Here is a 26173-nt window from a genome sequence, read left to right on the forward strand (position 1 = left end):
TTTGCATCGGCGTTTGTCAATTCTGGCCAGGTCTGCATGTCCATCAAGCGGATCTACGTCCAGTCGAATATCTATGAGGAAATGTGCGGTGAACTTGCGCGTCTCGCCGATAGTGCAAAGGTCGGGGACGGACAAGATCCGGAGACGCAATTCGGCCCGGTACAAAATCGCCGCCAATTCGAGGCGGTGAAAGAGCTACTGGAAGAGGCGCCGCGCCATGGAAGGGTCATCGCTGGCGGCCGGGCGTGGGGTCCCGGCTACTTCGTCCAGCCCACGCTGTTGTGTGACATCACCGAGGGAAATCGCCTCGTGGACGAAGAGATATTCGGGCCGATCCGTTCGATTCTCAAGTTCGAGTCAGTTGACGAAGCGGTGCAAAGAGCGAATGCGAGTCCTTACGGGCTCGGCGCTTCGGTATGGTCTCAAAACATAGAGCGCGCGGTTGCAATTGCTTCGAGGCTCGAAGCAGGCAGTGCGTGGGTGAACCAACACTTCGCCATGGCGCCACACATTCCTTTCGGAGGCGTCAAGCAATCCGGGGTTGGGGTCGAGTTTTCACGTGAGGGACTCAATGAATATACATACGCGCAATCGGTCGTGCTCGCGAAGAACGCCTTCGCCGCTTGAGTTGGAGATCACCGGAGTTGTGGCTGGCTGCCAGTGCATTTGCCGCTCCGGAACCGACTTGCATGTCTGAATTGCGTCTGAGGACCCGAAAGCGACTTCTCCTTTTACGATACGAATTGAGACGTAGTCCGGAATTGAGCAGCAAAGTCTGAACTATCAGCTCCGGGGACGCGCTCCTTTATCCAACACAGCAGGTGATTGAAATGAATTACTCTCAGGATTACAAACAAAAAAACGTCATCGTTCTCGACGCAATCGTTGTCGGCGCAGGCGTGGGTGGCATGTACATGCTGCATCGGCTACGCGAGCAGGGTCTGAAGGTGCGCGTGTTCGATGATGCACCGGGTGTTGGTGGTACATGGTATTGGAATCGCTATCCCGGGGCTCGCTGCGATGTCGCTAGCACCGAGTACTCTTACTCGTTCTCAGATGAAATCCAGCAGGAATGGACCTGGAGCGAGGAGTTCGCCGGGCAACCGGAAATTCTGCGCTATCTCAACTTTGTCGCCGACAAGCTAAATCTTCGATCAGATATCAGTTTCGAGACGCGCGTCTTGTCGGCAATTTACAGTGAGAATGCGAAATCCTGGACGGTCGAGACCAGCGGTGGCGATACTGTGGTCGCCAAGTATTGCATTATGGCAACTGGTAACCTATCCAGCCCCCATTTCCCCGACATTCCTGGACTCAGGAATTTTAAGGGCGAGGTCTACCACAGTGCGCGTTGGCCCGAGGGGCAGACTCAATTCGGGGGCAAGCGCGTGGGCGTCATCGGAACCGGCTCGACCGGTATTCAGCTCATTCAGACTATCGCGCCGAGTGTCGGACATCTCACAGTATTTCAACGCACGCCGGCCTACGCGATTCCCGCCAAGAATCAGGCAATGACTGCAGAGCGGGTTGCCGAAGTCAAATCAACGTATGCAGAGATCCGGAAGAGGTCGTTTGAACATTACCTCGGCATGGGTTATATGACGGCGCAGATGGGATTGCGGCATTTGCCCAGAGAGGAGCGGGATCGTCACTACCACGAAGGCTGGAAGAAAGGTGCCGGCGCATTTATGGGCTGCTTCCCGGAGCTGTGGTTCAACAAAGAAGAGAATGATCTTGCGGCGGAGTTCATCCGCCAGCGCATCCGCAATGTCGTGGTTGACAAGAATGTCGCGGCGGCACTAACGCCGACCGATTATCACGTCGGGACAAAGCGCATTTGTCTCGAGATGGGATATTATGATGTCTTCAATCAGCCGAACACTGAATTGGTGGATCTGCGAAAGTCTCCCATAGAGCGCATAACGGAGAACGGGGTGCTCGCTGGCGAAATGGAGTATCCATTAGATATTCTGATTTTTGCAACTGGTTTTGACGCTATTACCGGAGCACTCATCAGGATCGACATTCGTGGGCGGGGTGGAAAGTCGCTACAAGAAGCGTGGAAAAACGGGCCGCGAACATACCTTGGACTTGCAGCGCCCGATTTCCCCAATCTCTTTATTATGAACGGGCCTACATCACCGTCACCCGTTTCAAACTTTTTCCCCGCGATCGAGCAGAACGTCGACTGGATTGCGGACTGTATCGCCTTTCTGCGCGAATCGGGCCGTCAAACAATCGAAGCTGTCGACGCGGCGCAGCAACGCTGGATGGATCATGTCAACGAGGTCGCGGGGCAAACGCTTTTCCTGACTGCCAACTCATGGTTCATGGGAGCAAACATTCCGGGCAAAGCTCGCCAAATTATGGTTTATCTTGGCGGATTCCCATCCTACAGCCAACGTTGTGCCGACGTCGCTAGGAACGGCTATCACGGTTTCGCGTTAGACGCTTAGGGCGAGTTGGATGCGTATTCCACGTCAAACCGAACACCGATTCCACGACAATCCGAGCGGGAACCCGGAGAGATGACCACGCCGGATAACCGTGGCACACCTGGCGATTTCGTCGAGCGAGCAAATGTCCAAGAAAAGGGCGCGATTAAATCTGAAGTGCAACACCTTCCTCGAGTAAGGTGCGCACATGCAAAATAGAAGAACGTATCAACAGCTTCAGCCTGAAGAGCGCATGACCATCGCAAGCATGAAGCAGCTGGGTTCGAGTGTTCGGGCCATGGCCCGAAACACGTGTTCTACCGTGGGCTATGTGTCGGCACCAGCGCAGGCTCAAAGTTCATTCGGCGCGGCCAGTGCAGGGGAGCAAAACTGGGGTTGTGTTTCTATCGTCGAACGAGGTACGTTCCAATGCCCAGACGGAGAATCTCACAATGGAGGACACGTTAGCCAGAACTCGGCTGGGCATCAAAAAATAAATCACATAGTAGCGTCTTCGAGGACGCCACTAGCATTTAGGGATTGAAATAATGGCACGGGATCGTACGAGACGTATGCGGCTTTGTTGCCAAGCGTGGTGAGATCAGCGATGGCTAAGCGTATCCATTTGCGATGAATCACGCGCCCGTCTCCTCGATCGTTGCATGAGCTCACCAATCGACAGACGGTCACGAACAGACGCCTTAAAATTCCGTTGAGCACGCTGGTGTGCAGCCATGAGTTCGCTGCGCGGCGCGGTTTTTAGCTGGTCGTCGTAGAGTTGTAGCAGGCGCGCTGTGGGCTGCACGGCATGTGATTCGAGACTCCAAGGCCCTTCGGGGTAAGCGGACTGTGCGATCTCACCAAGCGCGAGATCGGCATCACTGAATACAGAAAGCGCACCTTCGCCAAACCCCGCGTCGAAGGTGAAAAACGACGCGAACATTGTTCGAATGATTGTTCCAAGATGGAATGCATGCACCATGCTGTGTTCGCAATGCGGTGAAACATAGATAATTACGAAGTGACTGATCGGTCAACTCAGAAGTAGACAGGTATCCGGCTCTTCGTTGCGACGGGATGTAGGAATTTGATGCCATCGAGAGTGAATTTGATAAGGTCTGGAGCAATGCCAGAGATTCCGTGAGGTTGCCACAGTCGCTGGAAATCCTTACTGCCCCCAGGTTCCGATTCTATCCGGGCGACATCTATTCTGACGCGGGGGAGGACGGAACGTGAGATCGAAGCCGGCCATAAATTCCGTTGCAGTCTTCAGGCATTCTGTCCCGAAGACGCCCCCAAGCAGAAGAGCAGTCTTGTCCATCCGAGTTGACAAACCGAACCGCTTTGTCGCGATCGAGCAATGCGATCTCGCCCGCTACAACGATCATGGGAGCTGTACCCCTCATCGATTCGAGGGGTCTCGTCTTTGCGCCGGAGGGCTTGAAGATTGACGGCGAATTTCGTTTGGAAAGCGCGACAGCAATGGAGGCCGTTGAATCGAAGTTTAGTAAATCGATTGCAGCCTGGCGCTATCGCGTCATTATCGAACGAGGAGATTGTCCAGAAGGTAGTGGTCCTCAATAATTAGTATGTGACCTCAAAACTATACTGGTCGTTGTAATGCAGTTTCCAGTAATCCTCCCAAATTGCTTGGGTAACAGGACCGACGCTACCGTTACCTACAGGTGTGCCATCCAGCGTTGTGATCGGCATGATTCCTCCAGCTGTCGACGTCATGAACAGTTCGTCGCATTCATACAGTGACTTGATGGGCACCTGCTCAAAACGAACGATCCAGCCTCGGCGTTCGGCGATTTCTGCGGTCGTGCGTCTCGTGATGCCTTGAAGGACACCCAACGATGGGCTACTGAGTACGCCGTCTTTGACCACAAAGACGTTATATCCAAAACCTTCCGTCACGTTACCGTCACCGTCCGGCAATAGCGGATATACAGCGCCGCGATCTTGTGCTTCGAACCAAGCCCTAGTCAGATCACCCCATTGCAAGTTCTTGACGGTTGGATCGACTGCTCGGGGAGGCGTCCGATGAACCGTCCGCGTCACGACAGCAGCACCGCCTTTGCTTTGAGCTTTCAACTCTTGTACCCAGATATATGGCGTGGCCAAGCAATAGACTTTGTTGACCACCTCCTCAGGGCGTTTGAAACGTACAAACTCCAAGCCGCGGGTAACGATAATTTCGACGTAGGCGTCGCGGTAGCCGCCTTCCTGAACCATCTTGATCAGGAGTTCTTTGAGTTCCTGACGCGGCATAGGCAGACGAAGCCGAAGTTTTGCGCAACTGGCTTCAAGTCGCTCAAGGTGATCGTCGAGACGAAAGAAGCGACCGTCCCATACCCCCGGAACGTCATAGCACATATCACCGTGAAGAAAACCTTGATCGGCCATGGGGATCGTGGCTTCGCCCAGTGGGACCAAATCAGCACCTGTCCACGCGATCCCCTCTGCGAATCGCCCGCCCCGTCGGTTGTGCGCCGCTACTCTCTCGTCATAACCAGCAAGCATTTGATCCATGGATAACATCCGAAGACTCCCTTTGGTGGCCTTAATGGAAGCCGTTTACAATATACGAGAAATAGATAAATATCTATGCCTATAGGCTATCCTTCCATAACCTCAATGTCGAATTTTTGCTGCTTCGACCGACCGCAGCCTATGGAGAGCATCGCTCCGTCTAGCGTGATCGACGGGGAAATGCAGCGAATGGCAGCTGAAAAAAGCATGTGGATCCCGAACGAATCCCGTTGCCACAGGGTTTGCGCTCATTCCATTGACAACCTATGCTTGGCTCACCAACTTCCTCATTAGTAGATAGGTATCTGGTATAGGGGCGCAATCGGATGCCAGGTAGCCGACAATGGGGCATGCGATGAGTCGGAGATGCCGCAACACCGCCTGCGAGCGACTCAGCGAACTCGAACACGACCGCCGGAGGGTGATCTAGCCAGACGCCATTCTCCACGCGTTCGCCTGCACCCAGATAGCCCCATAATCGCGCAGTGCGGGTGGTCTGCGGCCCTTCTCAAGCAAAGGTAGTGTCGTGTGTCGTCGACGTGCATGCGAGGCGCCTGCAACTGGTGCGCACGCAGCGGTGGCATAAGCACGCCGAGCAATACTGCTGCGGCCGGCTTCCATTCGCACAGCGTGGCCCGTGGTAGGTGAATACCACGGCGCGCATAGCGCATCTCTCGCCGAATCAAGGGCAGATGATCGACGTAGGTGTTGACCAGGATATTTGCGAAGGCTCGCGCTCGCATTACTCCCGGGCAGCGGCGAGGCCTGAGCGGTCGCTGTCGCTATGGTCGACTCGCCATCCTTCTTCGCTGCACACTTGAAGCGGATGTGTTCGATGACCGTGAGCCTTGACGGCCCGTAATGCAGCGTCTCACTGCGCTCTTCGCCGATGCGATCGAGCGCATCGGCCTAGCCGCGGAACGGCTGCTCGATTTGCGCGGAATTCGCAAAAATCGGGAACTGGTTAGGAGATTTCCTGATCTTCAGGGCGTCCGCCGCGGAAGAATCTCCGGGATGTACAGCCGCAAATAGGCGTTGCGAGCGCGCCTCGCGCCCTCGTCATCAATGGCTCTATGCCGGTAGAAGCTCAACATCCACATTGCGTCATTAATAGCGAGTACTTCCTCGATCCGATCGGCGAGTTGAGGGACATTCGGAAGTTCGAAGTGGCGGTTGAGGGCGTCGAGGATGTCCTTCGCGAAAATGGCATAGCCTGCGAGGTCACGCTGACGGACCTCGGGCGAGTAGCCGCTGCCGAGAAGTACCTTTCTGACAGGCGTGCGTTTGTTGAGGATGCCTCTTATCCGCTCAAACAGGAGATCGAGCAGATCTGCCCAGGTGGCCACAGGTTCGTCCACGTCAAGCGACACTGACTGAAGCTGCGTGAGGTAGCGTTCTGCCAATGCGACAAAGACAAGAGAGACTTCCGGGAAGAAGTGATAGACCGACGGCGGCGAAGCTTCGAGTGCCTTGGCTATGTCGTAGATGCTCATATCGGCAGGCTCCATATTTTCGAGGAGCCGTTCGGCAGCATCCAGCGCAGCCTCAAATTTCTTTCGCCCACGATCTTGCGTCGGGCGCCTGATGCTCGCGGCCGGTGTCGTCGACTTGATTGTGTTGATCGCCATGCAGGGAAGTCCGGGTCTTGTTCGTTCATGGCGCTAGCCCGCCAACGCCTCATGAAGCAAGTAATAATACCTCATGGAAGGGTACGGTGTGGGACCTTGAGACCCGACCGGACGAGGCATGGTCATCGTCAAAACGGGCTGGGCGACGTGCGCCGAAGTCGAGCCAGAGAGAGGATCAAGGCTCCTCTGAACGAGCCAGAGGAGCCTTGGACGACGTCTTCGGATCTCACCGTCAGCCAGCAAAACCCGCTGCGCTCGCGATCGCTCCACACATGGCAATGCTGTAGCCGGCGTTCATGCCGGCATCCAGGCGGATTAATTGACCAGTGAAAGTCGGGCAATCCTCAGATGCGAGGAAGTGCATTAAAGCGGCTACCTCCTCCGGTTCGATGATCCGGTTCAGGGTTGACGTTGTCCTGGTTAGCGCTGCCTCGACCTCGGCCGTCGCAGACTGAGCAAGCATCGGAGTATTAACACTGGGCGGACATATTGCGTTGACGCGGATACCTCGCGGACCGAATTCGATAGCAGCGCACAGGGTGAGTCCGTTGAGTGCGAATTTGGATGCCGCGTAAGCGGAGTATTCCGGTACTCCGGATAGGCCGGCCAAGGAAGAAGTGTTGATAATGACGCTTCCTGATCTCATGTGGGCCGCCGCGTACTTCATGCCGAAAAACGGACCGATGGTGTTTATCGCGAACAAACGGGACATGTCCTCGGCCGTTATCGCTTCAATTGATCCAAATCCGTCGAAGGACCCAGCATTGTTCAAGAGTATATCGATCTGGCCGAACCGTTCCGCGGCGCTATCCATGAGTGTTTGAACGTCCTTCTCCACGGTAACATCGGTACGTATAAAGGTCGCACCGATTTCCTGCGCCAGAGCCGTCGCATCGTGACGGGCGGCTATGATTACCTTAGCGCCCGCTGTGCAGAATCGACGTGCAGCTGCCGCTCCGATACCGCTACTTCCTCCGGTGATGATGGCAACCTTGTCTTTCAACGAGAACATTTGAGTAGCTCCATTCAATTTAATTGGCCTGTACCGCAAGCCGCGACGGTGAGGGCGAAAAAGCCGGTGTTAGATGCATATCAATGAAAGCGGTCAACGGCACAACGATGTCCGTCAACAGATAGACCGCGAGGGGAACCGTGACACGTTGGTTAGCATTTGTCACGGTGGAACAAACGGCTTTAGCCGTGTTCAGAAAGAGTTCCGCAGGCCAAGAATGACAGCGAACTGGCGACTACTGTTGCTGTTACCAAGAATCGGAATCTGGGCAAGATTGGCACTCTGCCCTGCTGCATTGATGCCGAGGCCCTGGCCTGACGACAGTTGCCCGATCCCGACTGCGTAGATCGCGGAGCGCTTAGACAGCAAATAGGTAGCACCGAGATTTACTTGATGGATTTGCGTCGAAGCATCTCCGTCGGGTCGGATGTTGTTGAAAATGTACGCGGCGCCCAGCTGGAAGTCCGGCTGCACATTGTAAGTGAGATTCAGTTCTGCAATGTCGGCGGTAATATGGTGTTTGCCCCCGCCGTCTGCAGTGGCGAATGCTGTTTGCTGTAGCTGGGTATGCGTGTAGGTCAGCCCGACCGATAGCCTGTCCAGCGCCATTGAGCCGCCGACTCCGGCAATGCGAACGGTTTGCGCGTCTTGCATGGAGCAGTACATCGCATTGGCGTTGCTACACGCTAGATCCCCAATATATCCGTCGGAGCCACCCAGCGCAGCATCAAGCGGATTATTCAGCGTAAGGTATCCGGCTGCGACCGTGAAGGGCCCGTACGCGTAGCTTGCAGCGAGCGAGTAGCCGCGATTAAGGGCGAAGCTGGTTGCGCTTCCACCGAGGCTATAGCTTCCACCTACAGTGACGCCTCCGAACGTGTTGCTGGTGAATTTGATCGAGTTGTTGAAGTTAAACGCCTGGTTGAGATTGTCCAGGTCGCCGAAGTGAGAGCCATATGGCGTGGCCCAGGTGTTGCTGCTTACCATGAGCCCCAGAAAATCAGAATACGAGTCGGTCTGTCGACCCAGCGCCAATGTGCCGATCGAAGCGTCCTTCAGTCCGACGTATGCGTATTTGTTGAAAATCGAGCCAGCTTGCATCATTTGACCAGTCCCCGGAAAAACATAGCCTTCCAGCTGGAAGACCGCGGATCTTCCACCGCCGAGATCCTCGGATCCCTGAAACCCGAAGCGGGATGGCGCCTGGCCCACATAGCCGACTTGCACCGAACTCCCGCCTTTCCCGCCCTCGACCTGCTGGTTGTTGCTGTAGATCACAGGTACATCAAAGCTTCCATATAGCGTAACGGAACTCTGGGCCGCGGCCTTTCCGGAGAATGACAGCGTTGCGGCAGTTGAAAGTGCAATCAACCGGAGCATCGAGATCAGGTAGGGTGGAATTGCTGTGTGAGTCTTTTTCATTTAGAGTAGTAATCCTATCTAAGATACAAACGGTCATCTCTTGGAGATTGGCTGGTTAGGCAGGCAATTGTGAACTGCGATTAGTTGGCGTCTTTGCACGGTCGCCGGGCGGACGGATGTGCTCTGAATCGCGAGCGACGGCGGGCTGCGTTATCCTAGTATTCGACAGTTGCTATGCCCGTGCCGGCACGGCGTCGGATCGTCCCAATCAGGAACACGATCACGAAGAGAATCGGAGACAGTCGAACGTAAAGAGCGTCTGTTCCCGCCAGTAAGTCATAGTTGAGCGCAACCATGACACCTGCAACGACGAATCCGATGAACGAGGCTAACGGAGCGATTACGGTTACAAACACACGCTTGTCCCGGCGCTTTGAAAAATACCAGACTGTCGCAAATGCAACCGCAGCTTGCAAAATGATGATGCCAGTCGCACCCAGTGCGTAGATGGGCGCGAAAGCGACGATGTAGTCGAAGTGGGCAAGGATGACGATGGCTACCGTGACCATCTCGAAGGCGGTCGTTGCGGCGCTAGCCCGCGCGGGTGCACCCGCTTTGCTCTTCACCGACAGCCACACTGGCAGAATGCCGTGTAGGCCCAGTGTGTGCACATATCGCGAAGCAGCGTTATGGAGCGCAATGAAGCATGCGAGGTTACTGGTGCAGAGCATCAACCCAACGATGCCTTGGAGCGTTATGCCGATGTTGGCTCCGAAGAGTTGGAGAATGAGCCCCTGCTGAATATCCTGGTTGATTTGCCCGGCTGCCGCGATTCCGGGAATTTTGGATACGCCGAGGTCGCCAATGACCGCCCAAAAGGTCGCCAGGTAAATGACAGAAACGACCGCGATGGCGATGAGGGTGGCGCGAGGAACGGAACGGTCAGGGCTTTTCGCTTCCGCTGAATAAAGTGCGGCAGACTCGACCCCGATAAAGCAACCCAGGGCGACCATCAGCGACACGCCCGCCCCAGAGCCAAACACATGGACCGGAGCGAACGCTTGCGGGGGAAATGCCGCGACGCCCCTGTGGAACGCAATCGCGACGACGAGCGCGAGCAGCAGCAGAAATTCGACAATGATCATCGGCACCACGACTTTAGCCGCAATATCGATCGCAGAGCGCCCGAGGATCCCAACGACGGCGATAAAGATCGCGACCCAAACCGGGAACCCAAGGTGCAGGCCGAATTGCGCGAGGGTGAAGTCCGTAAAATAGGCCGTTCCTATCGCAACGGCGGTCGTGAGCAGAAGGTACGTAAGCATGGCCACTCCGGCCGCCCCATTTCCTACAGACGGGCCGAAAACAGCGGAAAGGTAACGGTAGAAGGCGCCTTCGCCTGGAATCGCCCGAATCAGTGCCGTGTATCCGATGCCGAACAGAGCCATGATCACGCCTGCAATCAGGAAAATGCCAGGCAGACCGGCTCCGTTGCCAAAAATCACGCCGATCGGCCCGGTACCGACGACCCCACCAAGCGGAGCCGCGGCTGCTGAAATCAACACGGCGATCTGCCAAGTAGTGAGTTTGCCCCCGACGGGGCGGATGTCGTCTGGGGAACTCATAAACGCACTTCGTTCCTGAAAATTATTGGCCATCGTTGAAGAGCCCATCTTTGGGTGAGTATTTGCTGCTATCAACTACAGGACAGCAGCCCGGAGATCCGTTCCGAAATAGGTAGTACTACGGAGCGAAGTGCTTGTTATCAGTGGCCGTGGGTGCGCCGAGCACGTCCGAGCACAGTCGTATTGACCGTGACAATCCGTGGTCTCGCACTCAGCCCTGCAGATACAACGTAGACGATCTCGTTTCCAAATATTAAATAAATATCTGGTGTCGGCAAGGTACGGAGCCAAAATAGCGATGTCAATAGCTTTCCGTGTAAACCCCGTCTCGCTCGACGCAGACACCCACATTCATCGGAGAAATCGCGCTCAGCTTCGCTTTTTGGGCGCGTTGCGGTCGAAGGCGGGTGCAAAATTTGAGACTTGAATGGAGAATTTGTTGACATGTCGATTCTGACTGGTTAGCGTTATGATATAGATAAATATCTATAAACAGTTGGTGACCGGAACGGTAACGGCGATAGTCATGGGAGCCGTGAGAGAGGCGGTCGACGACTTCCAGCGAAGGCGGATTTCGATCTAGTCGTTTGGTAAGTTGAATGAAAGGTCGCGTGCATGTCGATGTGACGGCATACGGCGAAAGATTCGTTAAATCTGGTACACGAACCACGAGGATGAGATGACAAACGATCAGGTACTGCGCAAGCGAGCGCTCGAGGTGATTCCGAACGGCATGTATGGCCATGAGAACGTTGGATGGTTGCCGGAGGGCTACCCGCAGTTCTTCGCTCGAGCGGACGGCGCGAGACTTTGGGATACCGACGGTAACGAGTACATCGACTATCTCTGCGCGTTTGGTCCTAGTCTCTTTGGTTACAACGAGACATCTGTGACAAGCGCCGCGCTGGCACAGCTGAAAAACGGCGATACGATGACCGGTCCTGGACCGGTAATGGTGGAACTAGCTGAGAAATTCGTCTCGGCTGTCGAGCACGCGACGTGGACGATGTTCTGTAAGAATGGCACGGACGCGACGACCATGGCGATGGTGACCGCACGGGCGCATCGTGGTCGAAAGAAAATCCTCGTGGCAAAGGGCGCCTACCATGGCGCCGCACCTTGGTGCGTGCCGAGCCCCGAAGGCATCACGCCGGAGGATCGCGCTAACCTTGTGCAGTTCGAATACAACAACGTAGAGAGTCTGCGTCAGGCGTTGGAAGCGAATGCGGGGAATGTTGCCGGTGTATTTGCCACCCCGTTCCGCCACGAAGTGTTTGAGGATCAGATCGAGCCCACCGCGGATTACGCACAAAAGACCCGCGGGCTGTGCAACGAGTTCGATACCTTGCTGATCATCGATGAAGTCCGCACCGGATTCCGGCTTGCGCGGGGCTGCAGCTGGGAGGCGTTCGGTGTACGGCCTGACCTTAGCACCTGGGGCAAGGCGCTCGCTAACGGTTATCCGATCTCGGCACTTGCTGGCAGCGAGAATGTTCGCGAAGCGGCAAAGAAGATTTTCGTAACCGGCTCCTATTGGTTCTCTGCCGTTCCCATGGCTGCGGCGCTGCAGACTCTCGATCTGATTGCTACGACGGGCTACCTCGAAAAGACCGTGCGACTCGGTAAAGCGCTGCGCGCTGGGCTCGCCGAGCAGGCAGCACGACACGGGTTTGACCTGCGACAAACCGGGCCGGTCCAGATGCCACAAATGTTGTTTGCGGATGACAAGGATCAGGCAATTGGCCGCGCATGGATGCTGGAGATCCTGCGTCGCGGATCTTACATGCACCCATTCCACAATATGTTCCTGAATGCGGCTATGACCGAGACGGATATTGAACTGACGCTCGAGGCGACAGAAGCGGCATTCAAGGCGATCAAAGTGACTGCCTGATCCCTTGCCGCGCGACCGGGTGCCGACGCACACGTATGAAGGCGTCGGTATCCGTGTTACCGGGCATTTCAGGAAAGACACCCACGACGCTCACGCCTGTTGATAACCGGTTGATACGCAATGGACATGCCTGAAGCGAATTAGCTTGGGAGTTGTTTCTAACGAAGGAGCTGTTTGAAACGGCGACTCTCCTGGGGGCACTGCAATTGGACGGATCGCGCGGCAACGGCTTGCAATAGTCGGCTAAGCCAGCATCGCGAGTTATAAATTCGCTTACAAACCTGCCACTATGGTCGCGTCTACACAACGTCGCAACGACTCAAAATAAATCGTGCAAAAGAGCGAGGTTTCATGGGGAAAAGGTCGCAATCCTAATTATGTGGAAGCATCAATGAAGACAGAGGTTGAAGGAGGCGGCGATGAGTTCGGTAGAAAGGTCTCTGCGTTTGCTGGTCGACAAGTGGGTTGGACTGACGCCGGTTCGGGTAATCCGGTTCGGTCGCACATCATCTGGTCAGCGACGCTATGTATGCGTCGAGGCATTGCGGTCGGCAGGCGCGCTGGAAATTTGTTTCTTCCTCCACGGTGACGGTACGTGGTATGTATTTCCGCCTGCGGTGGATCGTCCGGCAATAGGCGTTTTGCGGCGCGCAGCGTAATGGCGGCACCTAATTGCAAACGCGAGCAACAGCCGTGGTTAAACATCGAATCTTCAACTCACCACACTGACGCCCAATGGCAGCTGAGGTCACGCGTCTCGCGCAGAACATGCCGCTCGACGGCTTGCAAAGACGAACTGGCGAGAGCTCAAATGCGCCTGCGTCAAGCCTCCGTCCGCGGCATCGGCGAGTTGTGAACTCTGATCTTGAGTCACCCGCGTGATGACGACGTGGCCGAACTCGCCGGCGGGTCGGAAGAGGCGATCCGATACTTAACGTCTCATGCAAGCAATGACATGGTAGTGGGTCGCCACATGTTAGTGACACCCAGCGAGCTGGGGCGAATCGATCACAGTCGCTTCAGCGATCACGCCCTTCACGCTGGATGCCTCTCACGCCGGCGTCTTTGGCGGATTCTACCGTTTCGGCGACTAGCATTTCAGCGCGTCAGGCTCGTGGGTCGTGCGAACCTGCCAATAAGGGTTCTCCATCCGTTTCCAGACAAAATCATCGCCGGACAAATCAGTACGTGCTGCAGGGAAGGGAGTCCGACAATGAGGCGTGGCGACCTCGAGGACAAATACGATGCTCTTCGATTTCCGATTGCGACGTCTATGGAATTCTGGCAATGAACCCGGTTTTCCTGGTGGGCGAGCCGGGAGGTCGCCCAACCTGCGAGTGCCTTCTCAATACTGGCAGTTTATCTTCCGCTGGTATTGGGGCAACCGCGCTTCCGCTGTCGGATTTGGCATGATCCTCGGTTACATAGTAAGTAGTTTTGTGGGGGAGGCCATTTCCCCGCCGATGTCCACATACCCGGCATAGGTAGAGCTACGCTTCCAACCGAGAAGTTCTTGCAGTTCAGTGGGGAACTGCTTTATCCGCTCTTTAGATATCGTCAAATATTGATTTTCTTCCTGTCTTAAAATGGCGATATCATAGGCCATCGTCACACCGGTTCTCGGTGCGTCGGAATTGTTTTGGCCACCACCATGATAAGTCGATCCAAGCCATAACAGGGCATCACCTTCATTCATGACAGCCTGAACTGCTTCGTCATCTCTCGGCACTCGATCATCATCCCATTTATGACTTCCAGGGATAACTTGGGTGGCCCCGTTTACAGCCGTAAATTCAGATACTGCTATCATTATCTGCAATCTAGCCTCACGACCATAATTCGGATGTCGCCACAGCCATGTAGAATCGTCGCGATGCAGTGGTTGTTTTCCTTGGCCTGGCAGTAACTGAATCGCCATGGTGACACCGATATGAATGTCGGGAGCTGTTTCGAGGCGCTCTGTACCCGCCCAGACTGCGATTGGCGTTTGCAAAATCTGTTTTGCTGTCTCAAGAAATTGAGGATGCATGGCGATGGTAATAGCGTGGTCTGTGTGGTTAAACAGGCCGGCACGTCGTTTGGTACTTTTTCCTAGGAACTCATCACCCTTGACCTCGCTTGGCGTTAGCAGGTTTTCCATATCGCGTTTCAGGCCTTGATGTGTGTCACGATCAAGAAAACCTTTTATGATAACTCCACCGTCTTCATGAAGTATTTTGACAATGTTTTCTATTGATTCACTATTTCCAACCTCTTTGATTAACATCGGAATACCTCTAATTAAGATGCTGCATTTAGTTTGCAACGACGGTCGGAGCCTTCCCGCTGTTGCGTAAGTTCAAAGCTCTGGCACACAATGCTTGGCTCCCTCAAGCGAATCGCGAATTTCGACGATGACGCGGCTCCAGCGATACCTTAGGGAAGTGCCCGCGCAATTCAGCTCGCGGGCACGGCCGCCGCCACCGAAGCCTCGGATTGGGCGAGGCGGTGAAGCGATCAAACATTCCGGTTTCCGTTAGTCCGAGCGCAATGGCGTTTATGCAAACCCCGTCGTAGCTTGGTCCACCGCGGAGGACTACGTCACGGGTAGTACGACCTTGCAGTGGATCAGATAGGCGTCGCACTGATTCCGACGCGCCTACGTCTCATAAAACCGATGGTGAACACCGCAACAAACGCTAGCGGAGATAACCGAACATAGATCGATTCGCTGCCAGCCAAAATTCCATAGTTCTGAGCGATCAGGAACCCAGTAACAACGAATCCGAGGAAGGCGACGGACGGAGCGATGACCGTTACAAAGGTTCGCTTGTCGCCACGTCTAACAAAAAACGTGACTACCGCTGCGGCGACCACTGCCTGCAGGGCGATAACTCCGGTCACGCCCAACGCATACAGCGGCGCGAATGCAACGACGTAGTCGAAATGGGCAAGTACGACCAACACGACAGCGAACGTCTCGGCTGCGGTGGTCGCGAGGCTGGCGCGGGCCGGCGAGTCCGTATTCTTCTGCACCGAGAGCGCAGACGGGATGATCCGATGCAGGCTGAGTGTATGGACGTATCGGGCAGCCGCATTATGGAGCGCAATAAAGCTGGCGAAATTACTGGTGCACAACAGAACAGCAACAATTCCTTGGACGGTAAGTGAGATATTTGTACCGAACAATCGAAGGATCAGTCCTTGTTGCATATCGCTACTTGTCTGCCCCGCGGCGGCGATAGCCCCAATTTTTCCAACTCCAAGATCACCTACGATCGCCCAAAACGTCGGAAAGTAGATCAGACTAATGATCAATATCGCCGCGATTGTGGCTCGTGGAATTGAACGGTCCGGATTTGATGCTTCTGACGCATAAAGCGCGGCCGATTCGACACCAATGAAGCAGGCCACGACGATCATCAACGACACGCCCGCGCCTGCACCAAATACATAGTGCGGTGCGAGTGCCGCTGTGGGGAATGTTTCAACGCCCTTGTGAAAGACGATCGCGACGATGAGCGCAAGGAGCAGAGAAAATTCGATCACGATCATAGGCACGACAACCTTAGCCGCGATGTCGACATTTGCTCTGCCCAACAGGGCGACTACACCGATCAAAATGACGGCCCATGGGACGAAGCCAAAATGAAGTCCGAACTGGGACAGGGTGAAGTCGGCGAAGTAGGCGGTACCGATGCCGACCGCTGTGGTCAGTGAAAGGTAGGCGAGCATCGCGACGCAAGCAGCACCGTTTCCAACGCCAGAACCGAAGACCACGCTTAGATATCGATAGAAAGCGCCCTCGCCGGGGATTTCACGAATGAGTGCCGTATACCCGAGGCCAAAGACAATCATGAGGGCAGCGACGATCAAGAAGATACCGGGTAAACCGGCCCCGTTTCCAAAAATAAGGGCAATCGGTCCAGTGGCTACAACACCTGACAGTGGCGCCGCGGCCGCAGAAATCAATACGGCTATCTGCCACGTACTTAGGCCGCCCTTGGTGGGTACGCGCGTCTGAGTAGACAAGTTCATAAATTCACCCTTCCTTTCCCGATTTTTTCCATTGCCCGATACCTCGTCATTTGCAAATTTGTCCGACTGCCCTTGTATTCGTGATCCCAATATCAGGTAGCCACCCCCATCTGCTCGCGACATGCCTGTCTGGTCACACAAATAGATATCTATCTAGTATTCTGAACAGTAAGAAGCCAATATCAGCTTGTCAATAGAACGAGTGTAAACCCCTGCTAGCCCAGATCATCCAAAAAAAGGCGCGCCATTTACGTGAAAATAGACCGTCTGGTCCGTTTTGCAGGTCACGGTGGGGCGGGCGACGTCATGAAAAGGTTGATATCGCAGACTTGGTCATTAGCCTTTAGATAGATAATTATCTACAAATAGTGAAGAACGGCCCGGCGGTCAGGATGCAAACGAGCAATCCTTCTCAATGAAGTAAGGACCTGCTCGTTTGCCAGTAGAGATCAGCGGTGCACGACAACGTGGCGGCTAAATGATCAGAGGAGAGGTCGTGGCGTGACCGGGGCAGTTCCGGGCGTCTCGGTCGCCACCGCTCGATGACCAGGGAAAGCCCCATACCGGTCATCGCAAAAAATCGCTTTGCATTCTTTCGATTCGAAACTAAACTCTTTCGAAATAGAAGCGTTTTCTTTCGAGATCGGAGACATGCTGACAAACAAGAGTTCTCTGAGGCGGCGGCTGCAAATCGTCGAACTGGTCCGCAAGCGCGGGGAGGTTTCGGTCGAGGAACTCAGTCAGGCGTTCGATGTTTCGAGCGTCACGATCCGCACTGACCTGACCTATCTGGAACAGCAGCGGTATCTCGTCCGGTCGTTCGGCAAGGCTCGCTATCTCGCGCAGAAGCCCGGGGACAACGTGCTGGTGCCCGTGTCGGATGGAGCAACGCGAAAGGCGTCGGAAACGACGATCGCCCGGTTTGCCGCCGAGGCCGTCGACGATCACGAGTCGCTGATGATGGGCGCTGGCGAGATCGTTCATAAAATCCTGCCGTTTCTGTCTGACTGTTCGAATCTTGCCTTGTTGGTGCAGGACATCGGAATGGCCCAAACGGCACACCGCTTTCTTCATTGCGAACTGCTGTTGACGGGCGGGCAGCTGGAACAGGGCGACACGGTCATGACGGGTCCCGACGCGGAAGCATCGGTGACACGGCGGTCAATCGATCTTTGTTTTCTTGAGGCCACTGGGCTCGATCGGGACGGCAATCTGCTTTGTGCGGACCCGGCAGCGGGCAGGGTGTTTGAGGCTGCGCGGCGAACGGCTACACGGACAATTGTCGTCGCGTATCAGCCGCAACTGAATGAGCGCGAGGGTGAAGTTTTCGCGAACGTCGCTGAAGTCGACGCGCTGCTGATCGATGATGGAATCGACCCACCCACAATGGAACTGATGCCGCGCAGAGGACTTCAGCTCCACAGAAAGGAACGTGGAATTCTTGAATTCCGCAAAGCCACCGCCTAGCCCTATCAGAGGAAGAGACAATGAAGTTGATGCCCAAATGCATTGCAGCAAGCCTGGCTATCACCGCCACCTTTGCAGCCGCTTCTTTCGCGCACGCTGAGCAGGTCAAGATCGGCGCATCCCTTCTCACGCAGCAGCACCCGTTTTACGTTGCTCTCGCTGATGCGATGAAACAGGAAGCGCAGAAAGACAACGCGAAGCTCGACATTTCGATCGCCAATCAGGACCTGAGCAAGCAGATCGCCGACGTGCAGGACTTCGTGACACGCAAGGTCGATGTGATCGTGCTGTCGCCAGTGGACTCGAAAGGCGTCAAGGCGGCCGTGATGACCGCGCAACGCGCGGGAATCCCTGTCATTACCGTAGATATTGGCGCGCAGGGAGTCGAGGTTGCCTCCCATATCGCGACCGATAACTATGCGGGCGGCCAGATGGCCGGGCAGCTCATGTGCAAGGTGCTCGGCGGAAAGGGCAAGGTCGGCGTGATCGATTATCCGACGATACAGTCCGTGATCGACCGCGTTACTGGCTTCAAGAAGGCCCTGGGTGCCTGCCCTGGCGTGCACGTTGTCGCCGTCCAACCGGGCATCACGCGAGCCGAAGCGTTGACGACCGCGCAGAATATGCTTCAGGCCCATCCGGATCTCGATGGAATCTTCGGGTTCGGTGACGACGCAGCGATGGCGGCAGCAGTCGCCGGAAAATCCGCGGGTAACCATGTCAAGGTGATCGGCTTCGATGGCATGCCGGAGGCACGCGCAGCGGTCGACAAGAATCCCAATTTCGTTGGAGTCATCCGTCAGTACCCCGAAAAAATGGGCGCTGTCGCTGTAGACACGGCCGTGAAGGTCGCCGAGAAGCAGCAGGTTGCGAAACTGATCCCCGTAACGCCCGGGGTCTATCTGCACGAAGCCGCAAAATGAACGCGAGCTCGACTAGCCTGCGCGCCCCGGCATCGGGCGCGAACTCTGGCGATCACGCCGGCTCCCCTTTCGTGGAGTTGAGGTCCATCGCCAAATCGTTCGGCCCTGTCGAAGCGATCAAGAACGTTTCGCTGACGTTGCGAAGTGGACGGGTTCACACGATTCTGGGCGAAAACGGTGCCGGGAAGTCGACCCTGATGAAGATACTGGCGGGAGTGCATGAACCGACCAGGGGCGAACTGCTCCTGCGCGGGCAGCGTGTCGCGTTTGCCAACCCGTCCGAATCTCAGGCGGCCGGCATTTCAATCATCTATCAGGAACTCAGCCTCGCCACCAACCTGAGCGTGGCCGAGAACATCTTCGCAGGGCACGAGCCGCAGCGGTTCGGGATCGTTGACTTCAAATCGCTACTCCGGCGCGCGCAGGATCTGCTCGGCGATCTCGGGATCGATATCGATGCACGCGTTCCGGTTTCGCGCCTGTCAATGGCCCAGCGGCAACTTGTCGAAATTGCGAAAGGACTGAGCCGCAATGCTGAACTCGTCATCATGGACGAGCCTACGTCGTCCCTGAGCGACCGGGAAGCCGAAGTGCTGTTCAACATCGTGACGAAACTCAAGGCGAGGGGAACAGCCGTTGTCTACATCTCGCACCGCATGGAGGAGATCATGCGGATCTCGGACGACATCTCGGTGATGCGCGACGGGCAGTACATCTGCACGCACGACAAGAATGAGACGACGATTGGTGCGCTGATCAACCTCATGGTCGGGCGCGAAATGAGCGATGTCTATCCTCCGCGTACTACGCCTCTCGATACCACCAGGGTGCCGTTGCTCGAGGTCAGGAAGCTCACCATTGATGGCAAGTTTCATGACATCAGTTTCAATGTCAGGCCGGGTGAGATCTACGGATTCTTTGGCCTCATTGGGGCGGGGCGTTCCGACGTGATGAACGCGCTGTTTGGCATCGGACGCCCCACGGGACAGATCGTGATGGAGGACAGGGCGCTGCGCCTGCGGTCGCCTGAAAGCGCGATCTCAGCCGGTATTGCGTTCGTCACGGAAGACAGAAAGCACGAAGGCCTCGTACTCATGCATTCAATTGCACAGAACATCACGATGGCAAGTTTCGAGAGAAAGGGTTCTCGATTCGGCATTCTCAACAGCAGGTTCGAGCAACGCGAGACGCGCGAGGCCATCGCTCGTATGAAGATCAAGACAGCGGGTCCGCACCAGGCAGTTGGGGACCTGAGCGGGGGCAATCAGCAGAAAGTTGTCTTCTCGAAATGGCTCTCTCTCAAACCCAAAGTGCTTATCCTTGATGAGCCGACCCGAGGCGTTGACGTAGGCGCGAAGTTCGAAATCTATCGCGTGATGCGAGAACTCGCGGACACCGGCACCGCCATCATTCTGGTCTCCTCGGAACTGCCCGAGGCGCTGGCTATGAGCGACCGTCTCGCGGTGATGCGTGAGAAGCGCCTTGTCAGGGAATTCGACACGACCGGACTGACTCAGGAGACCGTCATGTCATATGCAACAGGAGCAGCACAAGCATGAAACCATCCGACCTCTCCGCAAGTGCCAGCCTGGGTGAATCGGGCGAGCGCATGAGCAGCGCGACCGCACTCTCCAAATGGATTCGTCACTACGGCGGAATCGTGTGCGGTCTTGCTTTACTCTGCGTGCTATTCGCAATTTTGTCGTCCAATTTCCTGACCCTCGGCAACCTGCTGAACATCGTCATGCAGGTGTCGATTATCGCCATTCTCGGCTTCGGAATGACGTACGTGCTGCTGCTGGGCGACATCGACCTCTCCGTCGGTGCCGTGATGGCGCTCGTCGGGACCATCGCGGCCTTCGCGATGCAGCACGGACTGCATCCGGCACTGGCCGTTGTCGTCGCCATGGCGGCGGGACTGGTACTAGGACTGGTCAATGGCACGCTGACTGCGATGCTGACCATCCCGTCTTTCATCGTCACGGTCGCGACGATGGGGGTTTTTCGGGGATTTGCCTATATCACGTCGGCCGGCGTGCCGATCTCGATTGACGACGACCGTTTCGCGGCGCTCGGCAATGGCACGTTCCTCGGCATCGCGATACCTATCTGGGTTCTCGGCGTGCTGCTGGTTGTCAACCATTTTGTCCTGGCAAAAACGGTGTTTGGCCGAAAAGCATATCTGGCCGGCGGGAACCGTGAAGCTGCGCTGTATTCGGGCATCAATGTAAGACGCCTGCGGATAGTCATTTTCATGATCTCGGGGCTGATGGCGAGCATCGGGGGCGTGCTGATGACTTCACGCCTGTATTCAGCCCAACCCAACGCCGGTCTCGGCTATGAACTGGATGCCATTGCGGCGGCCGTGCTCGGCGGTACGAGTCTGAGCGGCGGTTACGGCACGATTGCCGGCACGCTGATCGGTGCGCTCATCATTGGCGTCATCAACAACGGCATGAATCTGCTGAGTGTTCCGTACTTTTATCAACTGATCGTGAAGGGCGTCGTCATTCTCGTCGCCGTTTGCATCGATGTTCAAACGAAGAAGCGCCATGGCTAACACTGAACTGCATAAGGCCGGTAAAGCCGGCTACATCCTGACGATGGGCGAAATTCTGGTCGAAATCATGGCCACCGAGCGCGGACAGTCGTTCCGCAAGCCCGGAACACTGGTCGGTCCGTACGCGAGCGGCGCCCCGGCCATTTTCATTGACCAGATCGCGAAAGTCGGCAGCCGCTGTGCAATGATCGGTTGCGTCGGCGATGACGATTTCGGCGTACTCAACGTCGAGCGGTTGCGTGCGGATGGCGTCGACGTCTCAGGTATCTCCGTCATCAAGACTGCAACAACGGGAAGTGCATTCGTCACCTACCGCGAAGATGGCGACCGCGACTTTATCTACAACATCGCGAACAGCGCCTCCGGCCACCTGTCGGTCGGCAACATCCGGGAAGACCTGCTCAAGGAATGCCGCCACTTTCACGTGATGGGTTCGTCGCTCTTTTCCTTCCGGATCATCGAAGCGATGAAAAAGGTCATCGAAGCCGTCAAGGGGCATGGTGGCACGGTGAGCTTCGACCCGAACATCAGAAAGGAGATGCTCCGCATTCCCGAAATGCGAGAGGCTCTCGACTTCATTCTGGACTACACCGATGTTTTCCTGCCCAGCGGCCACGAGGTGATGCTGCTCGCCAGTGCGAGCACCGAACAGGGAGCCATCGAAGAGCTTCTGAAGCGTGGCGTGCGTGAAGTAGTGGTCAAGCGCGGAAAGGATGGATGCAGTTACTACGACGGGACGACCGAGCTAAACATTCCTTCGCTGCCAGTCCAGGAGATCGATCCGACAGGAGCCGGTGACTGTTTCGGTGGGACTTACATCGCCTGTCGCGCTCAAGGCTTCGGCAGCGAAAAGGCGCTGAGCTATGCATGCGCGGCCGGTGCACGGGCGGTGACATTCCGCGGCCCGATGGAGGGCACGGCGACGCTGGCACAACTCGACGAATTCATCGCGAACACTTCGGAGCAACATCATGGCTAACGTGGTATCGCGCCTCTGCGGCGATGAGCGCGCGGCCCAGAAACTCAAGGGCATCTATTCAATCTGCTCGGCCCATCCATGGGTGCTCGGCGCCGCAATGAAACAGGCGCTTGACGACGACACACCGCTGCTGGTCGAATCGACGTCGAATCAGGTTGACCAGTTTGGTGGTTATACGGGGATGAAGCCTGCTGATTTCGTGCGCTTCGTCCACCTCATCGCCGATCGCGTCGGCCTGCCTCGCGCGAGGCTAATTCTCGGCGGTGACCATCTCGGCCCCAATGCCTGGCGTAGCCTATCCGCAGAGGAAGCCATGCAACGCGCGGAGGCGCTCATTGATGCCTATGTGTCGGCTGGCTTCAAAAAAATTCACCTCGACACAAGCATGAGCTGTGCTGGCGACCCGGCGCGTCTTTCGGACGATGTTGTTGCCGAGAGAGCCTCGCGCCTGTGTGCGATCGCCGAAGCTGCTGCCGGGCGCGAAGGTAAAACAGAAATGCCGGTGTATATCATTGGCACCGAGGTTCCGGTCCCAGGCGGCGCTGCCGAAGAACTGGATACGGTGGAGGTAACCAGCCCCGATGCTGCTCTGGATACCGTCGCAGTTCACCGCAATGCGTGGCGCGATCGAGGCCTGGATGATGCATGGCAACGTGTGATCGCGCTCGTCGTTCAACCGGGCGTCGAGTTCGATCATACGAAGGTCGTGGATTATAGGCCCGAGCTTGCCACAAATCTTTCCGGGGTTCTTGAACAGTTACCCGGCATGGTCTTCGAGGCTCACTCTACTGACTATCAGAAGCCGGAATCGCTCGCCGCGCTGGTGCGGGATGGGTTTGCAATTCTGAAAGTTGGCCCGGGGGTCACGTTCGCTCTGCGAGAAGCGCTCTATGCGCTTTCCGACATCGAGGCCGAACTCATTGCTCCGGAGGCCAGATCCAACCTGCGTGAAGTGGTCGAGAAGGTCATGCTCACCAGGCCCGGCAACTGGGAAAAGTATTATCACGGCAACGAACGGGAGAAGCGGCTACTGAGAACGTACAGCTATAGCGACCGGGTCCGGTATTACTGGGCTGACCCGGAGATCGATGCGGCAGCGCAAAAGCTGATCAGCAACCTGACCGACGTCACCATCTCCGAAAACCTGCTTAGCCGCTACCTGCCAGAGCAATACTGGCAGTTCAGGCGCGGGTGGATCGATGCGTCGCCAATGAGCCTCATCCAGAGCAAGATTCGCGAAGTCATCGGCGTGTACGCTGCTGCGTGCAAGGCATGAAGCGCACTTCACCAAACCAGACTGAAAGCCGCAATGAAACCTGAATCCTTTGCCTTCGTCCTGTTCGGTGCAACGGGGGATCTCGCCAAGCGCAAGATCCTGCCGGCTCTCTATGAGGCACATCGTGCGGGCCTGCTGCCGGCACACGGGAGAATCGTCGGGGTGGCCCGTGGCCAACTGGATGCCAGTGGCTACCACGACTGGATTTCGACGCACGTGCATGAGCATCTCTCATCGGGCGCGACAGACGATCCGGCCTGGACCGAGTTCCTGGCACGGATTTCATACCTGCCTCTTGACCTCTCGGCCCGGACCGATTTCCTCGCGCTGAAAGCGGTGCTGGACGATATCGATGGTGTGCGGGTGTTCTACCTGGCTACGGGCCCGTCGCTGTTTGTGCCAACCTGTCAGGCACTGGCTGAGGTGGGGCTCAACGCCAACGCACGTGTCGTACTCGAAAAACCGCTCGGCCATGATCTGCATTCGTCCAACGCGATCAATGATGCGGTAGGTGAGCTGTTTGAAGAAGACCAGATCTACCGGATCGACCACTATCTGGGCAAGGAATCGGTTCAGAACCTGCTGGCATTACGGTTCGGAAATGTCCTGTTTGAACCGCTCTGGCGTCGCGAGTGGGTTTCCAATATCCAGATTACGATTGCCGAGGAACTGGGAGCCGAAGATCGCGGGGAGTTTTACGATTCGACTGGCGCGCTGCGCGATATGGTGCAGAACCACCTGCTTCAGCTGCTCGCGATTGTTGCAATGGAGCCACCGCATTCGATGGATTCCGACAGCGTTCGCGACGAAAAGCTGCGCGTGCTGCGGGCATTGAAGCCCATCAAGCCAGCCGAGGTCCCGTCAATGGCTGTCCGCGGACAGTATCGCGAAGGGGTGATCGGCGGCCGCCGTGTTCCTGCTTATGTGGATGAAAAGGGTGTTGCCGCCGCAAGCACAACCGAGACCTTTGTCGCGCTAAAAGTTGAGATCGAAAACTGGCGCTGGGCCGGAGTTCCGTTCTTCCTTAGAACAGGCAAGCGTCTCGCGGGCAGGATGGCCGAAATTGTCGTGAATTTCCGACCGGTTCCGCATTCAGCCATCGATGCAACGGGTAGCAGCGCACCCGCGCCAAATCGACTCGTCATCCGGTTGCAGCCCAACGAATCGATCCGCCTTTACGCGCAGGCCAAGAAGCCTGGCGAGAGGATGAATCTGGCGAACGTTTATCTGGATCTGGCGTTCGACCAGTTTTTCCCGCAAGCGCAGATGGAAGCCTATCAGCGCCTGCTTCTTGACGTAATCCATGGTCGCCTATCGCTGTTCGTGCGGCGCGACGAGCAGGAGACGGCATGGAAGTGGGTCAACCCGCTCCTGAATGCCTGGCGCCGCGGCGAGGGAATGCCGAAACCCTACGCGGCAGGAACTTGGGGGCCCGCTTCAGCGAGCGCGCTGCTGGCTCAACATGGTACCTGCTGGCTAGAGGAGGAAAACTAGCGACATGTCGGGAAAACGCGAGAGCATCTGTTTGACCCACGTAGTAATCCTAATCTGATGACCTGAGGGCCATTGACGGGAATGTTTTCCATCTGAGGAGATGCAGGATGCAACTGAAAGACAAGATTGCCATCGTGACGGGTGGCGCAACGGGCATCGGCGAGGCGGTTGTTCGCCGGTATCTGAATGAAGGAGCGAAGGTCGTTGTGGTGGATGTCCGGCCGAAGTCGGAACTCGAGGCGACATACGGGGATGCGGACAAAGACCATCTTCTGCTGCTCCAGGCAGACATCACCAAACGCGAGAGCATAGAAAGCGTTGTGCGTTCGACAGTCGACCATTTCGGGCGCGTCGACATTCTGTTCAATAACGCGGCCGTATTCGACATGCGTCCAATGCTTGACGAGTCATGGGAAATTTTTGACAGGATTTTCGCGGTGAACGTGAAGGGCATGTTCTTCCTGATGCAGCGGGTCGCGCGGCAGATGGTGGATCAAGGTGGTGGCGGCAAGATCATCAACATGGCGTCTCAGGCTGGACGCCGCGGCGAGGCACTGGTGTCCCACTATTGCGCCAGCAAGGCCGCCGTTATCAGTTACACGCAGTCGGCTGCGCTCGCGCTTGCGCCTCACCGCATCAATGTTAACGGCATCGCTCCGGGCGTCATCGACACGCCCATGTGGAAGGATGTTGATGCGCTGTTTGCACGGTACGAGAACCGCCCGATCGGTGAGAAGAAGCGTCTGGTGGGCGAAGGGGTGCCGTTGGGTCGCATGGGTCGCCCCGACGAGCTGACGGGCGCGGCGGTTTTCCTGGCGTCGATAGACGCTGACTACATCACCGCACAGACGCTCAACGTGGACGGCGGCAACTGGATGAGCTAATCGCAGTTCGCAGGAAACCGCTCCACGACGACCGGGAGGCCGAAGGGAGCGGCGATACACAGCACCACCCCAAAAGCCAGAA

The 26173-nt window shown here is 56.3% G+C and carries 20 protein-coding genes; 11 read left to right on the forward strand and 9 right to left on the reverse strand.

Going from position 1 to position 26173, the window contains the following annotated elements; translation table 11 throughout:
* Both B0G71_RS40085 and B0G71_RS40090 read left to right on the forward strand, forming a co-directional pair.
* On the forward strand, window positions 1-627 hold a 627-nt coding region (locus B0G71_RS40085; protein ID WP_116150026.1), incomplete at its 5' end, for an aldehyde dehydrogenase family protein.
* 203 nt (window positions 628-830) lie between these two features.
* The gene (locus tag B0G71_RS40090) at window positions 831-2456 is read left to right on the forward strand and encodes an NAD(P)/FAD-dependent oxidoreductase (protein WP_116150028.1); all 1626 of its coding nucleotides are present in this window, start codon (window positions 831-833) and stop codon (window positions 2454-2456) included.
* Window positions 2457-3036: 580 nt separating this feature from the next.
* Here the strand turns inward: B0G71_RS40090 and B0G71_RS40100 are convergent.
* The 7 genes from B0G71_RS40100 to B0G71_RS40130 form a co-directional block, all read right to left on the reverse strand.
* On the reverse strand, window positions 3037-3417 hold the full coding sequence (locus B0G71_RS40100; RefSeq protein WP_116150031.1) for a hypothetical protein: 381 nt from the start codon (window positions 3415-3417) through the stop codon (window positions 3037-3039).
* 602 nt (window positions 3418-4019) lie between these two features.
* Window positions 4020-4970, reverse strand: coding sequence for an aminotransferase class IV (locus B0G71_RS40105; protein ID WP_220377373.1), 951 nt, complete (start codon window positions 4968-4970; stop codon window positions 4020-4022).
* A gap of 392 nt (window positions 4971-5362) precedes the next feature.
* On the reverse strand, window positions 5363-5713 hold the full coding sequence (locus tag B0G71_RS42835; protein ID WP_116150034.1) for a transposase: 351 nt from the start codon (window positions 5711-5713) through the stop codon (window positions 5363-5365).
* Between the two features lie 240 nt (window positions 5714-5953).
* Entirely contained in the window at window positions 5954-6598 is a 645-nt protein-coding gene (locus B0G71_RS40115) for a TetR/AcrR family transcriptional regulator (protein ID WP_116150036.1), read from the reverse strand.
* 232 nt (window positions 6599-6830) lie between these two features.
* Window positions 6831-7610, reverse strand: coding sequence for an SDR family NAD(P)-dependent oxidoreductase (locus B0G71_RS40120; RefSeq protein WP_116150037.1), 780 nt, complete (start codon window positions 7608-7610; stop codon window positions 6831-6833).
* Window positions 7611-7802: 192 nt separating this feature from the next.
* Window positions 7803-9032 carry a porin gene (locus B0G71_RS40125; RefSeq protein WP_258875868.1) on the reverse strand — a complete coding sequence of 410 codons (1230 nt, stop codon included), beginning with the start codon at window positions 9030-9032 and terminating at the stop codon, window positions 7803-7805.
* 155 nt (window positions 9033-9187) lie between these two features.
* Window positions 9188-10597: an APC family permease gene (locus B0G71_RS40130; protein ID WP_181916994.1), complete on the reverse strand. Its 1410-nt coding sequence runs from the start codon at window positions 10595-10597 to the stop codon at window positions 9188-9190.
* Window positions 10598-11276: 679 nt separating this feature from the next.
* On the opposite strand from B0G71_RS40130, the gene B0G71_RS40135 reads away from it, so the two are divergent.
* Entirely contained in the window at window positions 11277-12491 is a 1215-nt protein-coding gene (locus B0G71_RS40135; RefSeq protein ID WP_116150041.1) for an aminotransferase class III-fold pyridoxal phosphate-dependent enzyme, read from the forward strand.
* A 1420-nt stretch (window positions 12492-13911) separates the two neighbouring features.
* Here B0G71_RS40135 and B0G71_RS40145 read toward each other — a convergent pair.
* Window positions 13912-14757, reverse strand: coding sequence for a phytanoyl-CoA dioxygenase family protein (locus tag B0G71_RS40145; protein WP_116150044.1), 846 nt, complete (start codon window positions 14755-14757; stop codon window positions 13912-13914).
* A gap of 341 nt (window positions 14758-15098) precedes the next feature.
* A complete protein-coding gene (locus tag B0G71_RS40150) occupies window positions 15099-16508 on the reverse strand; it encodes an APC family permease (protein ID WP_181916995.1) in 1410 nt (469 codons plus the stop codon).
* Window positions 16509-17159: 651 nt separating this feature from the next.
* Between B0G71_RS40150 and B0G71_RS40155 the strand changes: the two genes are divergently transcribed.
* From B0G71_RS40155 to B0G71_RS40190, 8 genes are all read left to right on the forward strand, one after another.
* Window positions 17160-17975 (forward strand): DeoR/GlpR family DNA-binding transcription regulator, encoded by an 816-nt coding sequence (locus B0G71_RS40155; RefSeq protein ID WP_116150048.1) that lies wholly within the window; start codon window positions 17160-17162, stop codon window positions 17973-17975.
* Window positions 17976-18004: 29 nt separating this feature from the next.
* Window positions 18005-18898 (forward strand): substrate-binding domain-containing protein, encoded by an 894-nt coding sequence (locus B0G71_RS40160; RefSeq protein WP_258875879.1) that lies wholly within the window; start codon window positions 18005-18007, stop codon window positions 18896-18898.
* Window positions 18895-20457 (forward strand): sugar ABC transporter ATP-binding protein, encoded by a 1563-nt coding sequence (locus B0G71_RS40165; protein WP_116150052.1) that lies wholly within the window; start codon window positions 18895-18897, stop codon window positions 20455-20457. The genes B0G71_RS40160 and B0G71_RS40165 overlap by 4 nt, the downstream gene beginning before the upstream one ends.
* 50 nt (window positions 20458-20507) lie before the next feature.
* Window positions 20508-21458 carry an ABC transporter permease gene (locus tag B0G71_RS40170; protein ID WP_258875880.1) on the forward strand — a complete coding sequence of 317 codons (951 nt, stop codon included), beginning with the start codon at window positions 20508-20510 and terminating at the stop codon, window positions 21456-21458.
* Entirely contained in the window at window positions 21451-22437 is a 987-nt protein-coding gene (locus tag B0G71_RS40175; RefSeq protein WP_116150056.1) for a sugar kinase, read from the forward strand. Before B0G71_RS40170 ends, B0G71_RS40175 begins: the two co-directional genes overlap by 8 nt.
* Window positions 22430-23713, forward strand: coding sequence for a D-tagatose-bisphosphate aldolase, class II, non-catalytic subunit (locus tag B0G71_RS40180; protein WP_116150057.1), 1284 nt, complete (start codon window positions 22430-22432; stop codon window positions 23711-23713). Before B0G71_RS40175 ends, B0G71_RS40180 begins: the two co-directional genes overlap by 8 nt.
* A 33-nt stretch (window positions 23714-23746) precedes the next feature.
* The gene (gene zwf / locus B0G71_RS40185) at window positions 23747-25207 is read left to right on the forward strand and encodes a glucose-6-phosphate dehydrogenase (protein WP_116150059.1); all 1461 of its coding nucleotides are present in this window, start codon (window positions 23747-23749) and stop codon (window positions 25205-25207) included.
* A 107-nt stretch (window positions 25208-25314) separates the two neighbouring features.
* Complete coding sequence (locus B0G71_RS40190; RefSeq protein ID WP_116150060.1) at window positions 25315-26091, forward strand: L-iditol 2-dehydrogenase; 777 nt, start codon at window positions 25315-25317, stop codon at window positions 26089-26091.
* The last annotated feature ends 82 nt before the right edge of the window (window positions 26092-26173 follow it).

This window comes from Paraburkholderia sp. BL27I4N3 (assembly GCF_003386115.1).
In the GTDB taxonomy this organism is placed as follows: Bacteria; Pseudomonadota; Gammaproteobacteria; order Burkholderiales; family Burkholderiaceae; genus Paraburkholderia.